Below are 15,014 nucleotides of genomic sequence, written 5' to 3'. Positions count from 1 at the left end.
CTTCGATTTCTCGCGAAGCAGGATATCTGGGCCTCTCCGCCTCGGAAGACGGTCCGGGCTTCCGTTGCGTCTCTCCGCACCGCCCGACGGACGGGTCCGGGCTGCGACTTCCGGCCCTTCGCTCGCTACGCTCGCGAAGACACCGCCCGCCGCTGATAGGGGTCGGCGGAGCGACTCCCCTCCGGCTCGACCGGCCGTCGCCCTTTCAGTCCGCCAGGACAGCACCGCAACCGCGACAGCACGCCGGCTGTCCGGCGAACGACGCCTGCCCGGTGACCGCCGTTCGCGACGCCCGGCCACCACTCCCGGGCGGGACTGAAAGGGGCAGCCGCTGCGCGGGACGCTCTACGACGTAAGCACCGAGCCAGCGAACGAGCGACCAAAGGGAGCGAGTGAGCTGGCGAGGCGCGCAGCGAGCAGCGCGACCGCTCAGCGGCTGGGGCTTTCTGGGTGTGCCGAGTGGTGTCGCTCGAGACGACAGCCGATTTTATTTATAAGTTCGACCGCGCAGCGGCTGGGGATTTCTGGGTGTGCCGAATGGTGTCGCTCGCGACGGTAGCCGAATTTGTTTATAAGCACGAGCGCTAAAGCGGCTGAGGCTTTCGCCTCGAATTTTCCGTAACCTCATTACGCGTGCCGGGCGAGGATCCACGTAATGCCGCACGCGAACGCCGATGGCGTCTCGATCCACTACGAAGTCGACGGCGACGGGCCCCCGGTCGTCTTCTGTGGCGACGCGGGCCTCGGGGCCTGGCAGTTCGGCTGGCAACACGGCGCCGTCGCCGGCCCGTTCACGGCGATCACGCCCGAGTGGCGCGGGATCGGGGAGTCCGACCGACCGACTGGCCCCTACTCGCCGAGCGAGTTCGTCGACGACCTCGAGGCCGTCCTCTCGGCCGAGGAGGTGCGGAACCCGCACCTCGTCGGCTACGGGTTCGGCGGGATGGTCGCGCTCCAGTACGCCCTCGGGCGGTCGCGCCCCGAGAGCCTGACCCTGCTCGGGACGCCGCCGTCGGGCGCCGACCTGAACGCCGAGGGGCTCTGGGGCGACCCGAACGACCCCGGGGAACTGCGCTCCGCGCTCGACGCGGGCCTGTCGGCCGAGTTCCGGGAGGAACGGCCGGACGTCCTCGACCAGATCGAGGACTGGCGCACGGTGGAGGACGCCGACCGGCAGGCGTTCGAGTGGCAGCGGGCCGCCATGTCGGAGTTCGACGTCGGCGACGAGCTGTTCGAGATCACGACGCCGACGCTCGTACTCCACGGGAGCGACGACCGGATCTGCCCCGTCGAGTACGGCGAGACGCTCGCCGAGGGGCTCCCCCGGGGCGAGTTCGTCGAGGTCGACGGCGCGGGTCACCTCGTCGGCGTGGAAGCCTCCCGCCACGTCAACGACGAGCTCCGGAGCTGGCTCGACGAGCACGCCGACGTCGAGCGATAGCCCGGCCTCCGGCTCGGAGCACGTGGCCGCCGAACCGCGGCCCGGATCACGCTCTCCGCCGAACCGCGTCAGCGGCAGTCGTTCGTGGCGACACAACCGTTTTGAGGCCGTGGGGCGTTCGGTTTCACAATGGCACGTCTCCGATTCGCCCTCCTCAACGCGGCCCACGAGGGCGAGAACACGCGGCGCAACTTCCGGCGGGAGATCGACGCCGACCTCGTCGAGTTCAACGCCAACGAGCAGCAGCTGCCGGACCACTACGACTTCGACGCCGTCGTCATCACCGGCTCGCGCTCCTCCGTCTACTGGGACGAGGAGTGGATCCCCCCGCTCGTCGACTACGTGCGGGAGGCGACCGACCGCGGCGTCCCCGCGCTCGGCGTCTGTTACGGCCACCAGGTGCTCGCGGAGGCGCTCGGCGGCCGCGTCGCCGGCATGGACGACTTCGAGCTCGGCTACTCCGAGATCACCCACCACGGCGACGAGATCTTCGCGGGTATCGACGAGGAGTTCACCGTCTTCACCTCCCACGGCGACGCCGTCGTCGAGCTCCCGCCCGGCGCGGAGCTCATCGCCGAGAACGAGTACGGGATCCACGCCTTCCGGAAGGGAAACAACTGGGGACTGCAGTTCCACCCGGAGTACGACGTCGAAACAGCCGAGCGCGTGGCCGACGGCAAGCGCGACCAGATCGGCGACGCACGCGTCGACGACGTGCTCCGCTCGATCACCCCCGAGAAGTACGACGCCGCCTGCGAGGCGAAGCAAGTGTTCCAGAACTTCACGGACCACGTGCGCAGTCTCCAGACCGAGGAGACGGCCTCGGCCGCGGCCGACGACTGACTGAGGCCCCGAACTCGCCGCCGACGCCCGGGCAACGATTGCCGAGACGGCAGATGCCGAACCCCTTTTGTGCCGATACTCCTCACGTACGAGTATGCTCGATTACGTCGGCCTCGAAGCCGATCTTGACGAGGAAGAACGGCTCATTCGCGACACGGCCCGGAAGTTCGTCGAGGACGAGATCGCGGACGACATCGGCGACCACTTCGAGGCGGGCACGTTCCCGACCGACCTCATTCCGAAGATGGGCGAGCTCGGCTTCTTCGCGCCGAACCTCGAAGGCTACGGCTCCCCGAACGTCTCCGAGACCGCCTACGGCCTCCTGATGCAGGAGCTCGAAGCCTGCGACTCCGGCCTGCGCTCGATGGCGAGCGTCCAGGGCGCGCTGGTCATGTACCCGATCCACCAGTTCGGCAGCGAGGCGCAGAAGGAGGAGTGGCTCCCGGCGCTGGGCCAGGGCGAGGCGGTCGGCTGCTTCGGGCTGACGGAGCCCGAACACGGCTCGAACCCCTCGGCGATGGAGACCCGCGCCGAGAAGGACGGCGACGAGTACGTCCTCAACGGCTCGAAGACGTGGATCACGAACTCCCCCATCGCGGACGTCGCCGTCGTGTGGGCGAAGGACCGTTCGGACGACGACACGGTGCGCGGCTTCCTCGTCGAGACCGACCGCGACGGCGTCACGACGAACAAGATCGACGACAAGCTCTCGCTGCGCGCGTCGATCACCGGCGAGATCTCCTTGCAGGACGTGCGCGTGCCCGAGGAGAACGTGCTCCCGGGCGTCGAGGGGATGAAGGGTCCGCTCTCCTGTCTCACCCAGGCGCGCTACGGGATCGCCTGGGGGGCGATCGGCGCCGCTCGCGACTGCTTCGAGGAGGCGCGCGCGTACGCAACCGACCGCGAGCAGTTCGGCGGCCCCATCGCGCAGTTCCAGCTCCAGCAGCAGAAGCTCGCCGAGATGGCGACCCAGATCACGACCTCGCAGCTGCTCGCCTACCGCCTCGCCGAGCTGAAGGAGCGCGGCGACCTCCGCCCGCAGCACGTCTCGATGGCGAAGCGGAACAACGTGCGCATGGCCCGCGACCAGTCGCGCGTCGCCCGCGAGATGCTCGGCGGCAACGGGATCACGACGGACTACTCGCCGATGCGGCACATGGCCAACATGGAGACGGTGTACACCTACGAGGGCACCCACGACATCCACACCCTCATCCTCGGCGAGGATCTCACCGGGATCCAGGCGTACCAGTAGGCTGGTCCCGCGGTCGGCGCGGTCGGCGTCGTCGGTGCCGGCGTCGCAGTCGACGTCGTCGCAATCGGCGTCGCTCCCGCCGCCAATTCGTTTCAGCTCTCCTGCAATTCTCCTTGCTACGATCATCGGAAACGGTACGGCAGTTTCACAACGGCCGTTTCACCCCGTAGTTGAGTGCTGCCGCCGTTCGTGGGGCTCCAGCCACAAAGCATTTGTGCGCTGATGATTGCAGTATGCCAACACGGCACACAGCTTTAAACCGTAGCCCCCGTAGGTACAATCGGGATGAGCCCACCAGCGCACGAACGTTCGACCGCTCTCGACCTCTCCCGGGAGGAGGCGTGGATCGCGCACGTCGCCCTGCTGCGAGCGGCCGAGAAAGCGGTCGAAGACGGGGCGGAATCGCCCGCCGAACTCGGACTCGTCCACCGTATCGAGGACGGGACGCCCTTCGACGAGGAGGGGCTCACGCTCCTTCGCGCGGCGCTGGTATCGTATCTCGCCGACGCCCCCCTGCGCGACCGGGCCCCCGGCCGTGATGCGCTACGAAGCGTCGACGCGGCGCTCGACGCACAGCCGCGGAGTGCCTGAAACGCGCTCGGCTGTCCCCCGTTCCGCCTTTTTGCCTCGTCCACAGCCCGGAAGCGACGGCACCACTCGGCGCTACTCCGCTCCCCGGACGACTTCCCGGGAGCGATAGCGACCCCAGATCGACCGCCGGTCCGCGGCCCAGCGGTAGAGCCATTCGCGGAACGCCGGGTAGCCGGGGATCTCCCGCGCCAGCGCGACGAGCCACCAGGTCGGCGTCGAGAGCCGGGCGATGGACTGCTCGACGGCCTCGCCGCAGGAGTAGACGTCCGTGTCCGTCAGCAGGTGCATGCAGTTCTCGTACTCGTCCGGAAGCCGGGCCTTCTGGTCGGCCGAGAGCTCGGAGAAGCCGACCGGCTCGAAGTCGCCGAACCGGAGGAGGTTGCTGACGAACCACTTGCAGAACCCGCAGTCGTCGTCGTAGACGAGCCGTGGCGCCATACCGAGCCATCGACGGGTGGGGCCTTGTGGTTTGTTGCCGCTAAGCGTCCGGTTGGCTCCATCGACGAGCTGCGGGCGACTCGTTTGGACGCGTTCCGCGGAGAGAACGATTAATAGCCCCCGGCTGACATGTGGCTGTATGCCACGGTGCCACCGTTGCGACAAGGAGCTGGAACAGGGGGGTGGGCTCCTCGTCTCGGTCGGTCTCAGTAGCCTCGACGGCTACGAGTGCAAACAGTGTGGCACGCTGCTGTGTTCCGACTGTTACAACGAACGGACTGTCGAACTCGCCGGCTCGGCGCACGATACGTGTCCGACGTGTAACGGAACGCTGCAGAAGCGGTAGCGGGACCGCTCCGGCGGCACTACCGTTGCTGACGGCGGCGGCGACAGCCGACTGCGACTACGCTTCTTTCGCCTGTCGCAGCGTCTCGACCGCCGCGTCGAGGGCGTCGTCGAGGGCCTCGACCTCCGGGCCGCCCCCCTGCGCGAAGTCCGGCGGCCCGCCGCCGCCGCCACCGACCATGCCGGCGAGTTCGCCGACGACCTGGCCGGCGTTGATGGCGACGTCGTCCGGGACGCCGACGACGAACTGCGCGGAGCCGCCGGCGCCTGAGCCGACGACGGCGACGTTGCCCTCGTCGACGAGGGCGTTCGCGGTCGCGCGGAGCTCCTCGGTGTCGGCGTCGATCCGCTGGACGACGGCCGTGACGCCGTCGAGGTCGACCTCCTCGGCCTCGCTCCCGCCGCCGGCCCGCGCCTCGGCGAGCTGTTCTTTCAGGTCCTCGATCTCCTTGCCGCGCGCCTTCCACTCGTCGAAGAAGCGCTCGGCCGTCTCGGGGACGTCCTGCGGGTCGACGTCCAGCGCGGCTGCCGCGTCGTAGAGGGCGTCCTCCGTCTCCTGGGTCGCCTCGATGGCGGCGTCGCCGGCCGCGAAGACGATGCGCTCGACGCCGTCCTGAACGGGCTCGGTCTTCAGCACCTTGACCGTCCCGATGTCGCCGGTGCGGTCGACGTGGGTCCCGGCGCAGGCCTGGACGTCCTCGTCGCCGACGTGGATGAGGCGGATGTTGGTGCCCGGCGGGACGCCGCCCTGGTAGAGGTCGAAGCCGTACTCCTCCTCGGCCTCGTGGCGGTGGGGCCACTCCTGGCGGACGGCGACGTTGTCCGTCACCAGGTCGTTGGCGACGCGCTCGATCTCCTTGACGTCCTCGCGGGTGATCCGCTCGTAGTGCCGGACGTCGAGTCGCGAGGAGTCGAGCCCCTTCTGGGCGCCGGCCTGGCGCACGTGTTCGCCGAGCACCTCGCGGGCCGCGTGGCCGATGAGGTGGGTGGCGGTGTGGTGCTGCATCAGCTGCTCGCGACGGTCGGCGTCGACCTGGCCGCGGACGAAGTCGCCCTTCCCCGGGTCGCCGTCGGTGTGGTGGAGGACGACGCCGTCGACCTCCTGGACGTCGTCGACCTCGACGGTCGTCTCGCCCGCGGTGAGCGTCCCGTGGTCGGCGGGCTGGCCGCCGCCCTCGGGGTAGAACATCGTCTGGTCTAAGACGACGTCGTAGCCGTCGTCGCGCTCGAAGACGTCGAGGACGACCGCCTCGAACTCCATGCGCTCCTGGTTCTCGTAGAAGAGCTTCTCCGTCTCCGGCAGGTCCTCGAGGCGCTCGTCGCGCTCCGTCTCGCCCTCCGCCGTCTCGCCGCCGTGTCGCCCCGCGACCAGCGAGTAGAAGTCGTCGGGGACGTCGACGTCGGCGCCGTGTTCCGCGGCGATGTCCCGGACCATCTCCGGCTGGATGCCGTGGGAGTCGTACAGCTCGACGAGCGTGTCGGTCGGGATGGGCTCGCCCGTCTCGGCGTACTCCTCGGCGATCTGTTCGACCTTCCGGGAGCCGCGCTCGAGCGTCTCGCGGTACTTCGCGACCTCGGTCCGGACGATGTCGCGGATGGTGTCGCGGTTCTCGTAGCCGAGGCGCTCGGCCTGCATGTCGACGAGCTCGTCGAGGGGGGCGTCGACGCCGACGCCGTCGGCCAGGCGCTTCGTGCGGCGGAGTACCATCCGCGCGAGGTAGCCGGTGCCGACGTTCGACGGGACGATGCCGTCGCCGAGCATGTACGCGAGCGTCCGGGAGTGGTCGGCGATGGCGTAGATGTCCTCGAGCGGTTCGACCAGGTCACGGAGTCGGTCGACGTCGACGCCGATCTCCGCCGCGATGTCGCCGCGGGCGGCCTCGACGTCGTCGACGTCGTCGATGTCGAGTCGGCCGGCCTGGGTCGCGGCGCTGTTGACGATCTCCAGCTCCTCGTCCGTGTAGTCGATGCCGGCGTTGTCCTTCAGGAACTCGATGGCGTCGGGGTAGATGGCCTCGTAGACGGTGGGCGTCCCCTGGCTCATCCAGGTCCAGCGCTCAAGCCCGTAGCCGGTGTCGACGACGTACGTGTCCATGAAGGAGTACGTGTTGCCGTCCTTCATCTCGTAGTCGCCCTCGGGGTCCTGCTCCATGCACATGAAGACGAGCGTTGCCAGCTCGGCGCCCTTGTAGATGACCTCGATGGCGGGCCCGGCGTTGCCGCCGCCGACCCACGGGTCCTCGATGTAGGTAATCTCGTTCAGGTCGGCGCCGAGGCTCTCGAACAGCTCGTCGCAGTAGCGGACCGTCTCGTCCTTCCAGTACACCTCGCCCTCGTAGGCGTACTCCTGCTCGGCGTCCTCGCGGACGTTGAACGCGTGGTGGGCCATCATCTCGAAGGCCATCGTGTGCCGGCCCGTCTTCCCGACGTTGTCGATGTCCTGCATCCGGATGCAGGGCTGGGAGATGGTCAGTGGGTTCGCGGGCGGCGGCGTCTCGCCGGAGGTGACCAGCGGCTGGAAGTCGTAGATGGACGCCTGCGTCAGCAGGACGTCGTCCCGCCAGCGATTCGCGGCGACCGGGTAGGGGTCGATCCGCTCGTGGTCGTGGTCCTCGAAGAAGGAGAGGAACTCCTCGCGCATCTCCTCGAGGGTGTACTCCTCGTCGAATCCGGGGTCGCCGATGAAGCTGTAGTCGGCGCAGGGCGGCTCCCCGCACGTCGTCCGCTCGGCGTCCCGCGTCCAGAAGTGGACCCCGCAGGAGGCACACTCCTTTCGGTGGAATCCCTCCTCCTCGAAGTACTCGAGGCGGTATTCCTCTTCGAGCTCACTCATTACCGTTGTGTGGCCCGTGTTCGTCTAAAAGGGTTCCGGGCCGCCGCTCGCGTCGCCCGCGGGCTTCCGAAAGCCGCTGTCAACGGATCTCCGCGCTGGGCGTCTCAGACGATCGCCGCGATGCGCTCGACGGCCTCGTCCACGTCGTCGGCGTCGATCCCGAGGTGCGTCGTGAACCGCGTCGTGTACTCGCCGAACGCGACGGCGCCGACGCCCGCCTCCTTGCACTCCGGCACGAGGTCGTCGGCCGCGATGCCGGCGGCCTCGCTGTCGACGACGACGATGTTCGTGTCCGGCTCCGCCGCGCTCAGCCCGTCGACGTCGTCGAGGCCGGCCGCCAGCCGTTCGGCGTTCTCGTGGTCCTCCGCGAGCCGGCCGACGTTGTCGAGCGCGACGATGCCCGGCGCCGCGATCATCCCGGCCTGGCGCATGCCGCCGCCGAGGAGCTTCCGCACGCGACGCGCGCGCTCGATGAACTCCTCGGGGCCGGCAAGGATGGAGCCGACGGGCGCGCCGAGCCCCTTCGAGAGACAGAAGTTGACGGTGTCGACGTTCTCGACGAGCTCCGGCGTCGGCGTGTCGAGCGCGACGGCGGCGTTGAACACCCGCGCGCCGTCGAGGTGGACCGGCACGTCGTGGGCGTGCGCGACCTCCGCCGCGGCGTCGACGTGCTCCTTCGGCACCGCGGTGCCGCCGCGGTAGTTGTGCGTGTTCTCCAGCGCGAGCAGCCCCGTCCCCGGCCGGTGGAGGTCCTCGTCGACGAGCCCCTCGCGCACCTGCTCGGGCGTCGGGACGCAGCGCTCCCCGGAGTCGACGATCCGCGTCTGGACCTCCGCGATCTGGGCCGCGCCGGCCAGTTCCCACCGATAGATGTGCGCCTCCGAGTCGAGGAGCAGCTCGTTCCCGCGCTCCGTGTGCGTGCGCACGGCGATCTGGTTGCCCATCGTCCCCGTCGGGACGTAGAGGGCCGCTTCCTTGCCGACGGCCTCGGCGGCCCGGCGTTCGAGTTCGTTGACCGAGGGGTCGTCGCGGTAGACGTCGTCGCCGACCTCCGCGGTGGCGGCGGCGTCGCGCATTTCCTGTGACGGCTTCGTGACGGTGTCCGACCGCAGGTCGATGTCGAGCTCCATTCGTTACCTGTTGGGTGGATACGCGCGTGTTTATATGGTCTGATAGCGGTTCCGCTTCGGTGTTTCTGGCGTGACGTGCGTCTAGGATGCCGTTGACCGATTTCGTTTTTAAATTGAATTCCGAGGATCTGACCCTGCTACACCGGACAAAGACCGTGGGAAAGCCCTCGACCGTTCTCATTTATATACTGTATTTAAAGATGCAGACGCTGCTACGCTTGACAGCACCGCAAACACCCAGAAAGCCCTCGGTCGCTCTTACTTATAAACTGGATGAACAGGTGCAGACGCTGCTATGCTTGCCAGCACCGCAAACGTCCAGAAAGCCCTCGGCCGCTCGCGGTCGCTCCGCGACATATCTGAACCTCTCAGCACCGCCCGGTTCAGATAGGGGTCGTCGGAGCGACTCCGTTACACCGCGACCGGCCGTCGCCCTTTCAGTCCCCCAGGACCGCGACAGCGACAGCCACCGCGACCGCGACAGCACCGCACAGCAACTGCAATTCCTCAGTCCTCCCCAGCCTCGGGCGGGCGCGCCGGTACAGCACCGCCGCGGCGCGCCCGCCCTCCCTCGCACGCGTTGCTCTCGCGCGCCGACCGCTCCGCATCGCACGCCGGGAAGCCGGCAAGCGTCGGCAGCGCAACAGCCGCCGCGAGCGACGCTCAGCCACCACTCCGGGACGGGACTGAAAGGGGCAGCCGCTGAGCGGGACGCCCTGCGAAGTAAGCACCGCAACCAACGAGCGACCGGAGGGAGCGAGTTGGTGAGGAGCGCAGCGAGCAGCGCGACCGGTCAGCGGCTGGGGCTTTCTGGGCATGCTGAGTGGTGTCGCCAGTGACGATGGCGGAACTTGTTTATAAGCGCGACCGGTCAGCGGCTGGGGCTTTCTGGGCATGCTGAGTGGTGTCGCCAGTGACGATGGCGGAACTTGTTTATAAGCGCGACCGGTCAGCGGCTGGGGCTTTCTGGGCATGCTGAGTGGTGTCGCCAGTGACGATGGCGGAACTTGTTTATAAGCGCGACCGGTCAGCGGCTGGGGCTTTCTGGGTGTGCCGAGTGGTTTCAAGAGCGCAATCACCTGCATATCCGTACCCAACGCGTCAGCAGCTGGGATTTCAAAGCATGCCGAGTGGTGTCATCAGCAAATACGAGTCAACCTCGGAATCGTGCGAGTACTCCCCGAAGCACCGGCTTCTCACAGGTGTCCAGTCCCGTATGGAAGGGGTTTTATGCGCCCCGAGTGAAAGTCCGGCTACTATGAGTGACAAGACGAAGGCGCAGAAGAAGCGCCTGGCCCGAAAGGAAAATCAGAACCAGCGCGTGCCGGCCTGGGTCATGATGAAGACTGACATGAACGTCACCCGCAACCCGAAGCGGCGTAACTGGCGGCGGAACGACCTCGACGAGTAAATGAGTACGAGTGACTTCGAGGAGCGGGTCGTCACGGTCCCGCTTCGCGAGACGAAGAAGAAGCCGGTTCAGGAGCAGGCGGACCACGCGATGCAGCTCATCCGCGAGCACCTCGCACAGCACTTCTCCGTCGACAAGGACGCCGTCCGCCTCGACCCCGCGGTCAACGAGACTGTCTGGGCCCAGGGCCGACAGAACATCCCGAGCAAGATCCGTATCCGCGCGGCCCGGTTCGTCGAGGACGACGAGCCGATCGTCGAAGCGGAACCCGCGGAGTAGCGTGATACGGGCGTCCTTCGCCGGGTCGGCGTACGTCGGTGTGTTCGCTCGCGTCGCGGACGACACCCTGTTAGTGCGTCCCGACATCGACGAGGACCTCCAGTCGGACCTCGGCGACGAACTGGACGCCGACGTGATTCCCACAAACATCGGCGGCTCGAACACCGTCGGTGCGCTGGCGACCGGCAACGAGAACGGCATCCTCGTCTCCGCACGCGCGACCGAGCGCGAGCAGGAGCGGATCGAGGCGGCCACGGACAAGTCCGTCCACGAGCTGCCGGGCAAGATCAACGCCGCCGGCAACGTCGTCCTCGCGAACGACTACGGCGCGTACGTGCACCCGGACCTCCCCCGCGAGTCGGTGCAGGTGATCCGCGACGCGCTCGAGGTCCCCGTCGAACGCGGCGACCTCGGTGACGTCCGGACGGTCGGCACGGCCGCCGCCGCCAACAACACCGGCGCACTGTGCCACCCGAAGTCCCGCGAGGAGGAGCTCGAGGCCGTCGAGGAGGCGCTCGACGTCTACGCCGACCTCGGCACGATCAACTACGGCGGGCCGCTCGTCGGCTCGGGCATCGTCGTCAACGACGACGGCTTCGTCGTCGGCCAGGACACGACCGGACCGGAGCTCGGGCGTATCGAGGACACGCTCGGCTTCATCGACTAGCGGACCGCCGCCGTCGCGAATCACGAGCTGGTTCCGCCCCGGAATTTCGGGGTCTTGCCTTTTACTGCCGTTCAGTGGGGCTATGCGTTCGATCTGTCGATCGTCCTCGAACGGCTTCTTTAGGAAGACCTTTCCCTGTCCCTGTCCGATTTACGGCTATGAGTGAATTCACAGTAAGCGGGAAGTTCCAGTCTCGCGACGGCTTCCAGCCGTTCGAGAAAGAGGTCGAGGCCCCGAACGAGGACGTCGCTCGCGAGCGCATCTACACGCTCGTCGGCAGCCAGCACAACCGCAAGCGCCCCCAGATCGAGCTCGACGAGGTCAACGAGGTGACCGCCGCATGATGGGAGGCGGTGGGCAGCAGCAACTCCAGCAGCTCTCGCAGGAACTCCAGGCCCTCGACGAGGAGATCGAGGCGCTCGAGGAGGAGGTCAGCAGTTACCAGCAGGAGCAGCACGAGATCGACGAGGCCATCGAGGCCATCGAGACGCTCGACACCGACGACACGATCCAGGTCCCGCTCGGCGGCGGCGCGTACGTCCGCGCAACCGTGCAGGACATCGACGAGATCGTCGTCTCGCTCGGCGGCGGCTACGCCGCGGAGCAGGAGCAGGACTCCGCCATCGACGCCCTCGAGAGCAAGCGCGACGCGCTCGACGACCGCATCGAGGAGACCCAGGAGGAGATCGACGAGCTCGAACAGGAGAGCAGCGAGCTCGAGCAGCAGGCCCAGCAGATGCAACAGCAGATGCAGCAGCAGCAGATGCAGCAGATGCAGGAACAGCAGCCCGACGAAGAGTAAGTAGCCGTGTTCGACGGACTCAAGGACAAGCTGAACGATTTCCGCGAGGATGTCGAGGAGTCCGCAGAAGCGGCGGCCGAGGAGGCCGATTCCGAGTCCGCGGACGTTGATACCGAATCCTCGACACCCGAGAGCGGCGCTGCTGCCGAGGGGCGTGCGGCGGAGGCGGAGGCCGCGGGCGCGTCGGAAGCCGACGAGGCCGACGACTCGGGCGAGGAGCCCAGCACGTTCAAGCGGGCGAAGGCGTTCGCCACCGGGCGGATCATCATCGAGGAGGAGGACCTCGAGGAGCCGCTCTGGGAGCTCGAGATGGCCCTCCTCGAGAGCGACGTGGAGATGTCCGTCGCCGAGGAGATCCTCGACACCGTCGAGGAGAAAATGCTCGGCGAGACGCGCAAGCAGGTCGAGACGACCGGCGAGCTCGTCGAGGAGGCGCTCCACGACGCGCTGCTGGACGTCATCTCGGTCGGCCAGTTCGACTTCGAGCAGCGCATCGCCGAGGCCGACAAGCCCGTCACCCTCGTGTTCACCGGCGTCAACGGCGTCGGGAAGACGACCTCCATCGCCAAGCTCTCCGAGTGGCTCGCCGACCGCGGCTACTCGTCGGTCATGGCGAACGGCGACACCTACCGCGCCGGCGCGAACGAGCAGATCCAGGAGCACGCCGACGTCTTAGACCGCAAGCTCATCACGCACGAGCAGGGCGGCGACCCGGCCGCCGTCATCTACGACGGCGTCGAGTACGCCGAGGCCAACGACCTCGACGTCGTCCTCGGCGACACGGCCGGGCGGCTTCACACGAGCAACGACCTGATGGCCCAGCTCGAGAAGATCGACCGCGTCGTCGACCCCGACATGACGCTGTTTGTCGACGAGGCGGTCGCCGGGCAGGACGCCGTCAACCGTGCCCAGGAGTTCAACGACGCCGCGGAGATCGACGGCACCGTCCTCACGAAGGCGGACGCCGACTCCTCCGGCGGCGCAGCCATCTCCATCGCGTACGTGACCGGCAAGCCGATCCTCTTCCTCGGCACCGGGCAGGGGTACGAGGACATCGAGCGGTTCGACCCCGAGGACCTCGTCGAGCAGCTGCTCGGCGAGTAGGGCGTCGCGTCCGTCGGCGGCAACGGTGCAGTCCGCCGGCGGCCCGCCGTGTTCGGCCATCGATTTCTTCCGGAGTGCCATCGAATCGGGAGATATGCCTACCGCCATCGGGTTTCGCTGTGAGGACGGCGTCGTGATCGCTGCGGACCGGACCCAGGTGCGCAACGGAATGGTCGAGTCCCGCGACCACCAGCGCACCTTCGGCTACGACGACGAGGAGTGGGGCGTCGCCGTCGCGGGCGACGACGCCGACGCGGTCCACGAGGAACTTCGATCGAAGATCCGAAGTTACGAGTCCCACAGCGACTGGGAGCAAGCGCCGTCACTGGAAGCGCTCGGTCGGTTGGCCGGCGAGGCCGCCGACGAGCACGGCGCACCGCTGGTCGTCGCCGGGGTCGAAGAGGACGGCGACGCGGGGATCCGCGTCGCTTACGCCGACGGGAGCACGCTCGACGAGACGCAGGCGGCCGTCGGCAGCGGCACCGAGTCGGCACTCGGCCAGCTGGAGGCACTCGACACGGACAAGCCGCTCCCCGCGGCCGCCGAGGTCGCCCGCGACGTGATCGCGACGGTCGCCGAGCGCGACCCGGCCACCGGCGAGGCGGCCGACGTCTGGACGCTGGAAGACACGACGAATATCTGAACGGCGGACGATCGCCCGGCCTCGACGTGTCCGGGATCGGCGCCGGATCCCGACGTGTCCAGCAGGGGCGCCGTCCTCTTCGGTCCTGTCGGTTGACGGAGGTGCTGTGTCTGCAGAAAGAGCCGTCGCGTGGTGACCGTCGGGGTCGTCGAAACTCCCCTCGAGGCATCGTACCCCGCGCTGACAGGAGACTATAGACGACCGACATTTTTTGTACCGGTACAAGAAGGAAGCTGGTATGGTGATGATCCTCCACGTAGTGGGGAGTATCGTCCTCCTCGCAGCGGGCCTGATCGGTGTCATCAAGGTGAGATCGACCGATCTCATCTCCGGCGGGGTCAAACCGATCGTCGGGGCCCTCAAGCTACCAGTGGCCCTGTATTTCGTCGGGATCGCCGTGACGGTTGCCGATATCGTGGATATGGGGACCGCGAACTCGCCGGCCGAACAGATCCTCCCCGCATTCTTCCTCGTGTTCCTGTTTATCGCGTCTAGCGGCATGTTCTTCTCGGCGTTCTTGGTCACCGTGAAAGGACAACTCCACGACGAAGCGGCCGGCAGCGTTATCGACGCGCTACGAAAGAGTCAGAACGAGACGGCCAACGTGGTCGGCCAAAAGGCGGCTGAAAACCTGAACACGCGGGCGACGGACGCCGACGAGCTCGAGCCGGAGCGCTCCGCCACGGACGAGGAGCCGTCGGAACCGGCGTCCGCGACTGCGGACCAACCAGCGGCAGCCTCGCATGACTCGGCTACTGCCGCGAGTGCGAAACCAGAATCCTCGACACCTGCGACGACCGGTTCCCAAGCGGAGACCTCGACCGACGAACCGGGCGCGGACGTCGACGCAGGCCCGAGTGAGGCTGGGACACCACCCGGGAGGCTCCGCCGGTTCGAGCTATCGATGTACCTGCTAGCGACGCCGCCCGTGCTGCTGCTCGGGTACGGACTCGTCCAGACCGGGCTTCTGGAAACGGCGACAGCCGGAACGACGATCGCCGTGCTTCTCGGGATCTCCCTCCTGACTCTCCTCGTCGGCGTCGGCGTTAGAAAACGCTGGAGTGTCGCGTATTACGTCGGGATCTGGATGTGTGGGATCTACGGTGCCCTCGGCGTGTACGGCCTCGTGAACGCCGAGGCGACGGGGGCCCTCGGTGCCCTGCTCCTCGTCGCTCTCCCCGGGATATTCTGGGGTGCAAACAGCAAACAGTACTTCTGACGGAAGCGCAACG

At 67.6% G+C, this 15,014-nt stretch carries 16 protein-coding genes; 13 read left to right on the top strand and 3 right to left on the bottom strand.

Annotated features, from left to right (window positions below; translation table 11 throughout):
* Nucleotides 1–655 precede the first annotated feature (655 nt).
* From ACQE3M_RS05015 to ACQE3M_RS05000, 4 genes are all read left to right on the top strand, one after another.
* Nucleotides 656–1,441: an alpha/beta fold hydrolase gene (locus ACQE3M_RS05015; RefSeq protein WP_430504371.1), complete on the top strand. Its 786-nt coding sequence runs from the start codon at nt 656–658 to the stop codon at nt 1,439–1,441.
* Between the two features lie 129 nt (nt 1,442–1,570).
* The gene (locus ACQE3M_RS05010; RefSeq protein WP_430504370.1) at nt 1,571–2,284 is read left to right on the top strand and encodes a type 1 glutamine amidotransferase; all 714 of its coding nucleotides are present in this window, start codon (nt 1,571–1,573) and stop codon (nt 2,282–2,284) included.
* 94 nt (nt 2,285–2,378) lie between these two features.
* Nucleotides 2,379–3,539: an acyl-CoA dehydrogenase family protein gene (locus ACQE3M_RS05005; RefSeq protein WP_430504369.1), complete on the top strand. Its 1,161-nt coding sequence runs from the start codon at nt 2,379–2,381 to the stop codon at nt 3,537–3,539.
* 285 nt (nt 3,540–3,824) lie between these two features.
* Nucleotides 3,825–4,130 (top strand): DUF7853 family protein, encoded by a 306-nt coding sequence (locus tag ACQE3M_RS05000; RefSeq protein ID WP_430504368.1) that lies wholly within the window; start codon nt 3,825–3,827, stop codon nt 4,128–4,130.
* A gap of 72 nt (nt 4,131–4,202) precedes the next feature.
* Here ACQE3M_RS05000 and ACQE3M_RS04995 read toward each other — a convergent pair whose 3' ends face one another.
* On the bottom strand, nt 4,203–4,568 hold the full coding sequence (locus ACQE3M_RS04995; protein WP_430504367.1) for a thiol-disulfide oxidoreductase DCC family protein: 366 nt from the start codon (nt 4,566–4,568) through the stop codon (nt 4,203–4,205).
* A gap of 139 nt (nt 4,569–4,707) precedes the next feature.
* Between ACQE3M_RS04995 and ACQE3M_RS04990 the strand changes: the two genes are divergently transcribed.
* On the top strand, nt 4,708–4,914 hold the full coding sequence (locus ACQE3M_RS04990) for a hypothetical protein (protein ID WP_430504366.1): 207 nt from the start codon (nt 4,708–4,710) through the stop codon (nt 4,912–4,914).
* Nucleotides 4,915–4,971: 57 nt separating this feature from the next.
* Here the strand turns inward: ACQE3M_RS04990 and alaS are convergent, their stop codons facing one another.
* Together alaS and ACQE3M_RS04980 are read right to left on the bottom strand one after the other, a co-directional pair.
* On the bottom strand, nt 4,972–7,746 hold the full coding sequence (gene alaS / locus ACQE3M_RS04985; RefSeq protein ID WP_430504365.1) for an alanine--tRNA ligase: 2,775 nt from the start codon (nt 7,744–7,746) through the stop codon (nt 4,972–4,974).
* Nucleotides 7,747–7,850: 104 nt separating this feature from the next.
* The gene (locus ACQE3M_RS04980; RefSeq protein ID WP_430504364.1) at nt 7,851–8,876 is read right to left on the bottom strand and encodes a threonine aldolase family protein; all 1,026 of its coding nucleotides are present in this window, start codon (nt 8,874–8,876) and stop codon (nt 7,851–7,853) included.
* A 1,258-nt stretch (nt 8,877–10,134) separates the two neighbouring features.
* Between ACQE3M_RS04980 and ACQE3M_RS04975 the strand changes: the two genes are divergently transcribed.
* From ACQE3M_RS04975 to ACQE3M_RS04940, 8 genes are all read left to right on the top strand, one after another.
* Complete coding sequence (locus ACQE3M_RS04975; protein WP_430504363.1) at nt 10,135–10,287, top strand: 50S ribosomal protein L39e; 153 nt, start codon at nt 10,135–10,137, stop codon at nt 10,285–10,287.
* Nucleotides 10,288–10,566: a 50S ribosomal protein L31e gene (locus tag ACQE3M_RS04970; protein ID WP_430504362.1), complete on the top strand. Its 279-nt coding sequence runs from the start codon at nt 10,288–10,290 to the stop codon at nt 10,564–10,566.
* A gap of 1 nt (nt 10,567) precedes the next feature.
* A complete protein-coding gene (locus ACQE3M_RS04965; protein WP_430504361.1) occupies nt 10,568–11,233 on the top strand; it encodes a translation initiation factor IF-6 in 666 nt (221 codons plus the stop codon).
* Nucleotides 11,234–11,391: 158 nt separating this feature from the next.
* Nucleotides 11,392–11,577 (top strand): 50S ribosomal protein L18Ae, encoded by a 186-nt coding sequence (rpl18a, locus tag ACQE3M_RS04960; protein WP_430504360.1) that lies wholly within the window; start codon nt 11,392–11,394, stop codon nt 11,575–11,577.
* Nucleotides 11,577–12,035 carry a prefoldin subunit alpha gene (gene pfdA / locus ACQE3M_RS04955; protein WP_430504703.1) on the top strand — a complete coding sequence of 153 codons (459 nt, stop codon included), beginning with the start codon at nt 11,577–11,579 and terminating at the stop codon, nt 12,033–12,035. The genes rpl18a and pfdA overlap by 1 nt, the downstream gene beginning before the upstream one ends.
* A 6-nt stretch (nt 12,036–12,041) precedes the next feature.
* A complete protein-coding gene (gene ftsY, locus ACQE3M_RS04950; protein ID WP_430504359.1) occupies nt 12,042–13,139 on the top strand; it encodes a signal recognition particle-docking protein FtsY in 1,098 nt (365 codons plus the stop codon).
* A gap of 94 nt (nt 13,140–13,233) precedes the next feature.
* A complete protein-coding gene (locus ACQE3M_RS04945; protein ID WP_430504358.1) occupies nt 13,234–13,782 on the top strand; it encodes an Ntn hydrolase family protein in 549 nt (182 codons plus the stop codon).
* A 238-nt stretch (nt 13,783–14,020) separates the two neighbouring features.
* Nucleotides 14,021–15,001: a hypothetical protein gene (locus ACQE3M_RS04940; RefSeq protein ID WP_430504357.1), complete on the top strand. Its 981-nt coding sequence runs from the start codon at nt 14,021–14,023 to the stop codon at nt 14,999–15,001.
* The last annotated feature ends 13 nt before the right edge of the window (nt 15,002–15,014 follow it).

It is taken from the genome of Halosubterraneus shenae, from assembly GCF_050510935.1.
Lineage (GTDB): Archaea > Halobacteriota > Halobacteria > Halobacteriales > Haloferacaceae > JBDGPU01.
Note: the sequence above shows the minus strand (reverse complement) of the source record. Positions and strands in the feature narration are given on the sequence as shown.

Coding starts and splice junctions, on each gene's coding strand:
- ACQE3M_RS05015 (WP_430504371.1), top strand. CDS start 656: ATGCCGCACGCGAACGCCGATGGCGTCTCGATCCACTACGAAGTCGAC.
- ACQE3M_RS05010 (WP_430504370.1), top strand. CDS start 1,571: ATGGCACGTCTCCGATTCGCCCTCCTCAACGCGGCCCACGAGGGCGAG.
- ACQE3M_RS05005 (WP_430504369.1), top strand. CDS start 2,379: ATGCTCGATTACGTCGGCCTCGAAGCCGATCTTGACGAGGAAGAACGG.
- ACQE3M_RS05000 (WP_430504368.1), top strand. CDS start 3,825: ATGAGCCCACCAGCGCACGAACGTTCGACCGCTCTCGACCTCTCCCGG.
- ACQE3M_RS04995 (WP_430504367.1), bottom strand. CDS start 4,568: ATGGCGCCACGGCTCGTCTACGACGACGACTGCGGGTTCTGCAAGTGG.
- ACQE3M_RS04990 (WP_430504366.1), top strand. CDS start 4,708: ATGCCACGGTGCCACCGTTGCGACAAGGAGCTGGAACAGGGGGGTGGG.
- alaS (WP_430504365.1), bottom strand. CDS start 7,746: ATGAGTGAGCTCGAAGAGGAATACCGCCTCGAGTACTTCGAGGAGGAG.
- ACQE3M_RS04980 (WP_430504364.1), bottom strand. CDS start 8,876: ATGGAGCTCGACATCGACCTGCGGTCGGACACCGTCACGAAGCCGTCA.
- ACQE3M_RS04975 (WP_430504363.1), top strand. CDS start 10,135: ATGAGTGACAAGACGAAGGCGCAGAAGAAGCGCCTGGCCCGAAAGGAA.
- ACQE3M_RS04970 (WP_430504362.1), top strand. CDS start 10,288: ATGAGTACGAGTGACTTCGAGGAGCGGGTCGTCACGGTCCCGCTTCGC.
- rpl18a (WP_430504360.1), top strand. CDS start 11,392: ATGAGTGAATTCACAGTAAGCGGGAAGTTCCAGTCTCGCGACGGCTTC.
- pfdA (WP_430504703.1), top strand. CDS start 11,577: ATGGGAGGCGGTGGGCAGCAGCAACTCCAGCAGCTCTCGCAGGAACTC.
- ACQE3M_RS04945 (WP_430504358.1), top strand. CDS start 13,234: ATGCCTACCGCCATCGGGTTTCGCTGTGAGGACGGCGTCGTGATCGCT.
- ACQE3M_RS04940 (WP_430504357.1), top strand. CDS start 14,021: ATGGTGATGATCCTCCACGTAGTGGGGAGTATCGTCCTCCTCGCAGCG.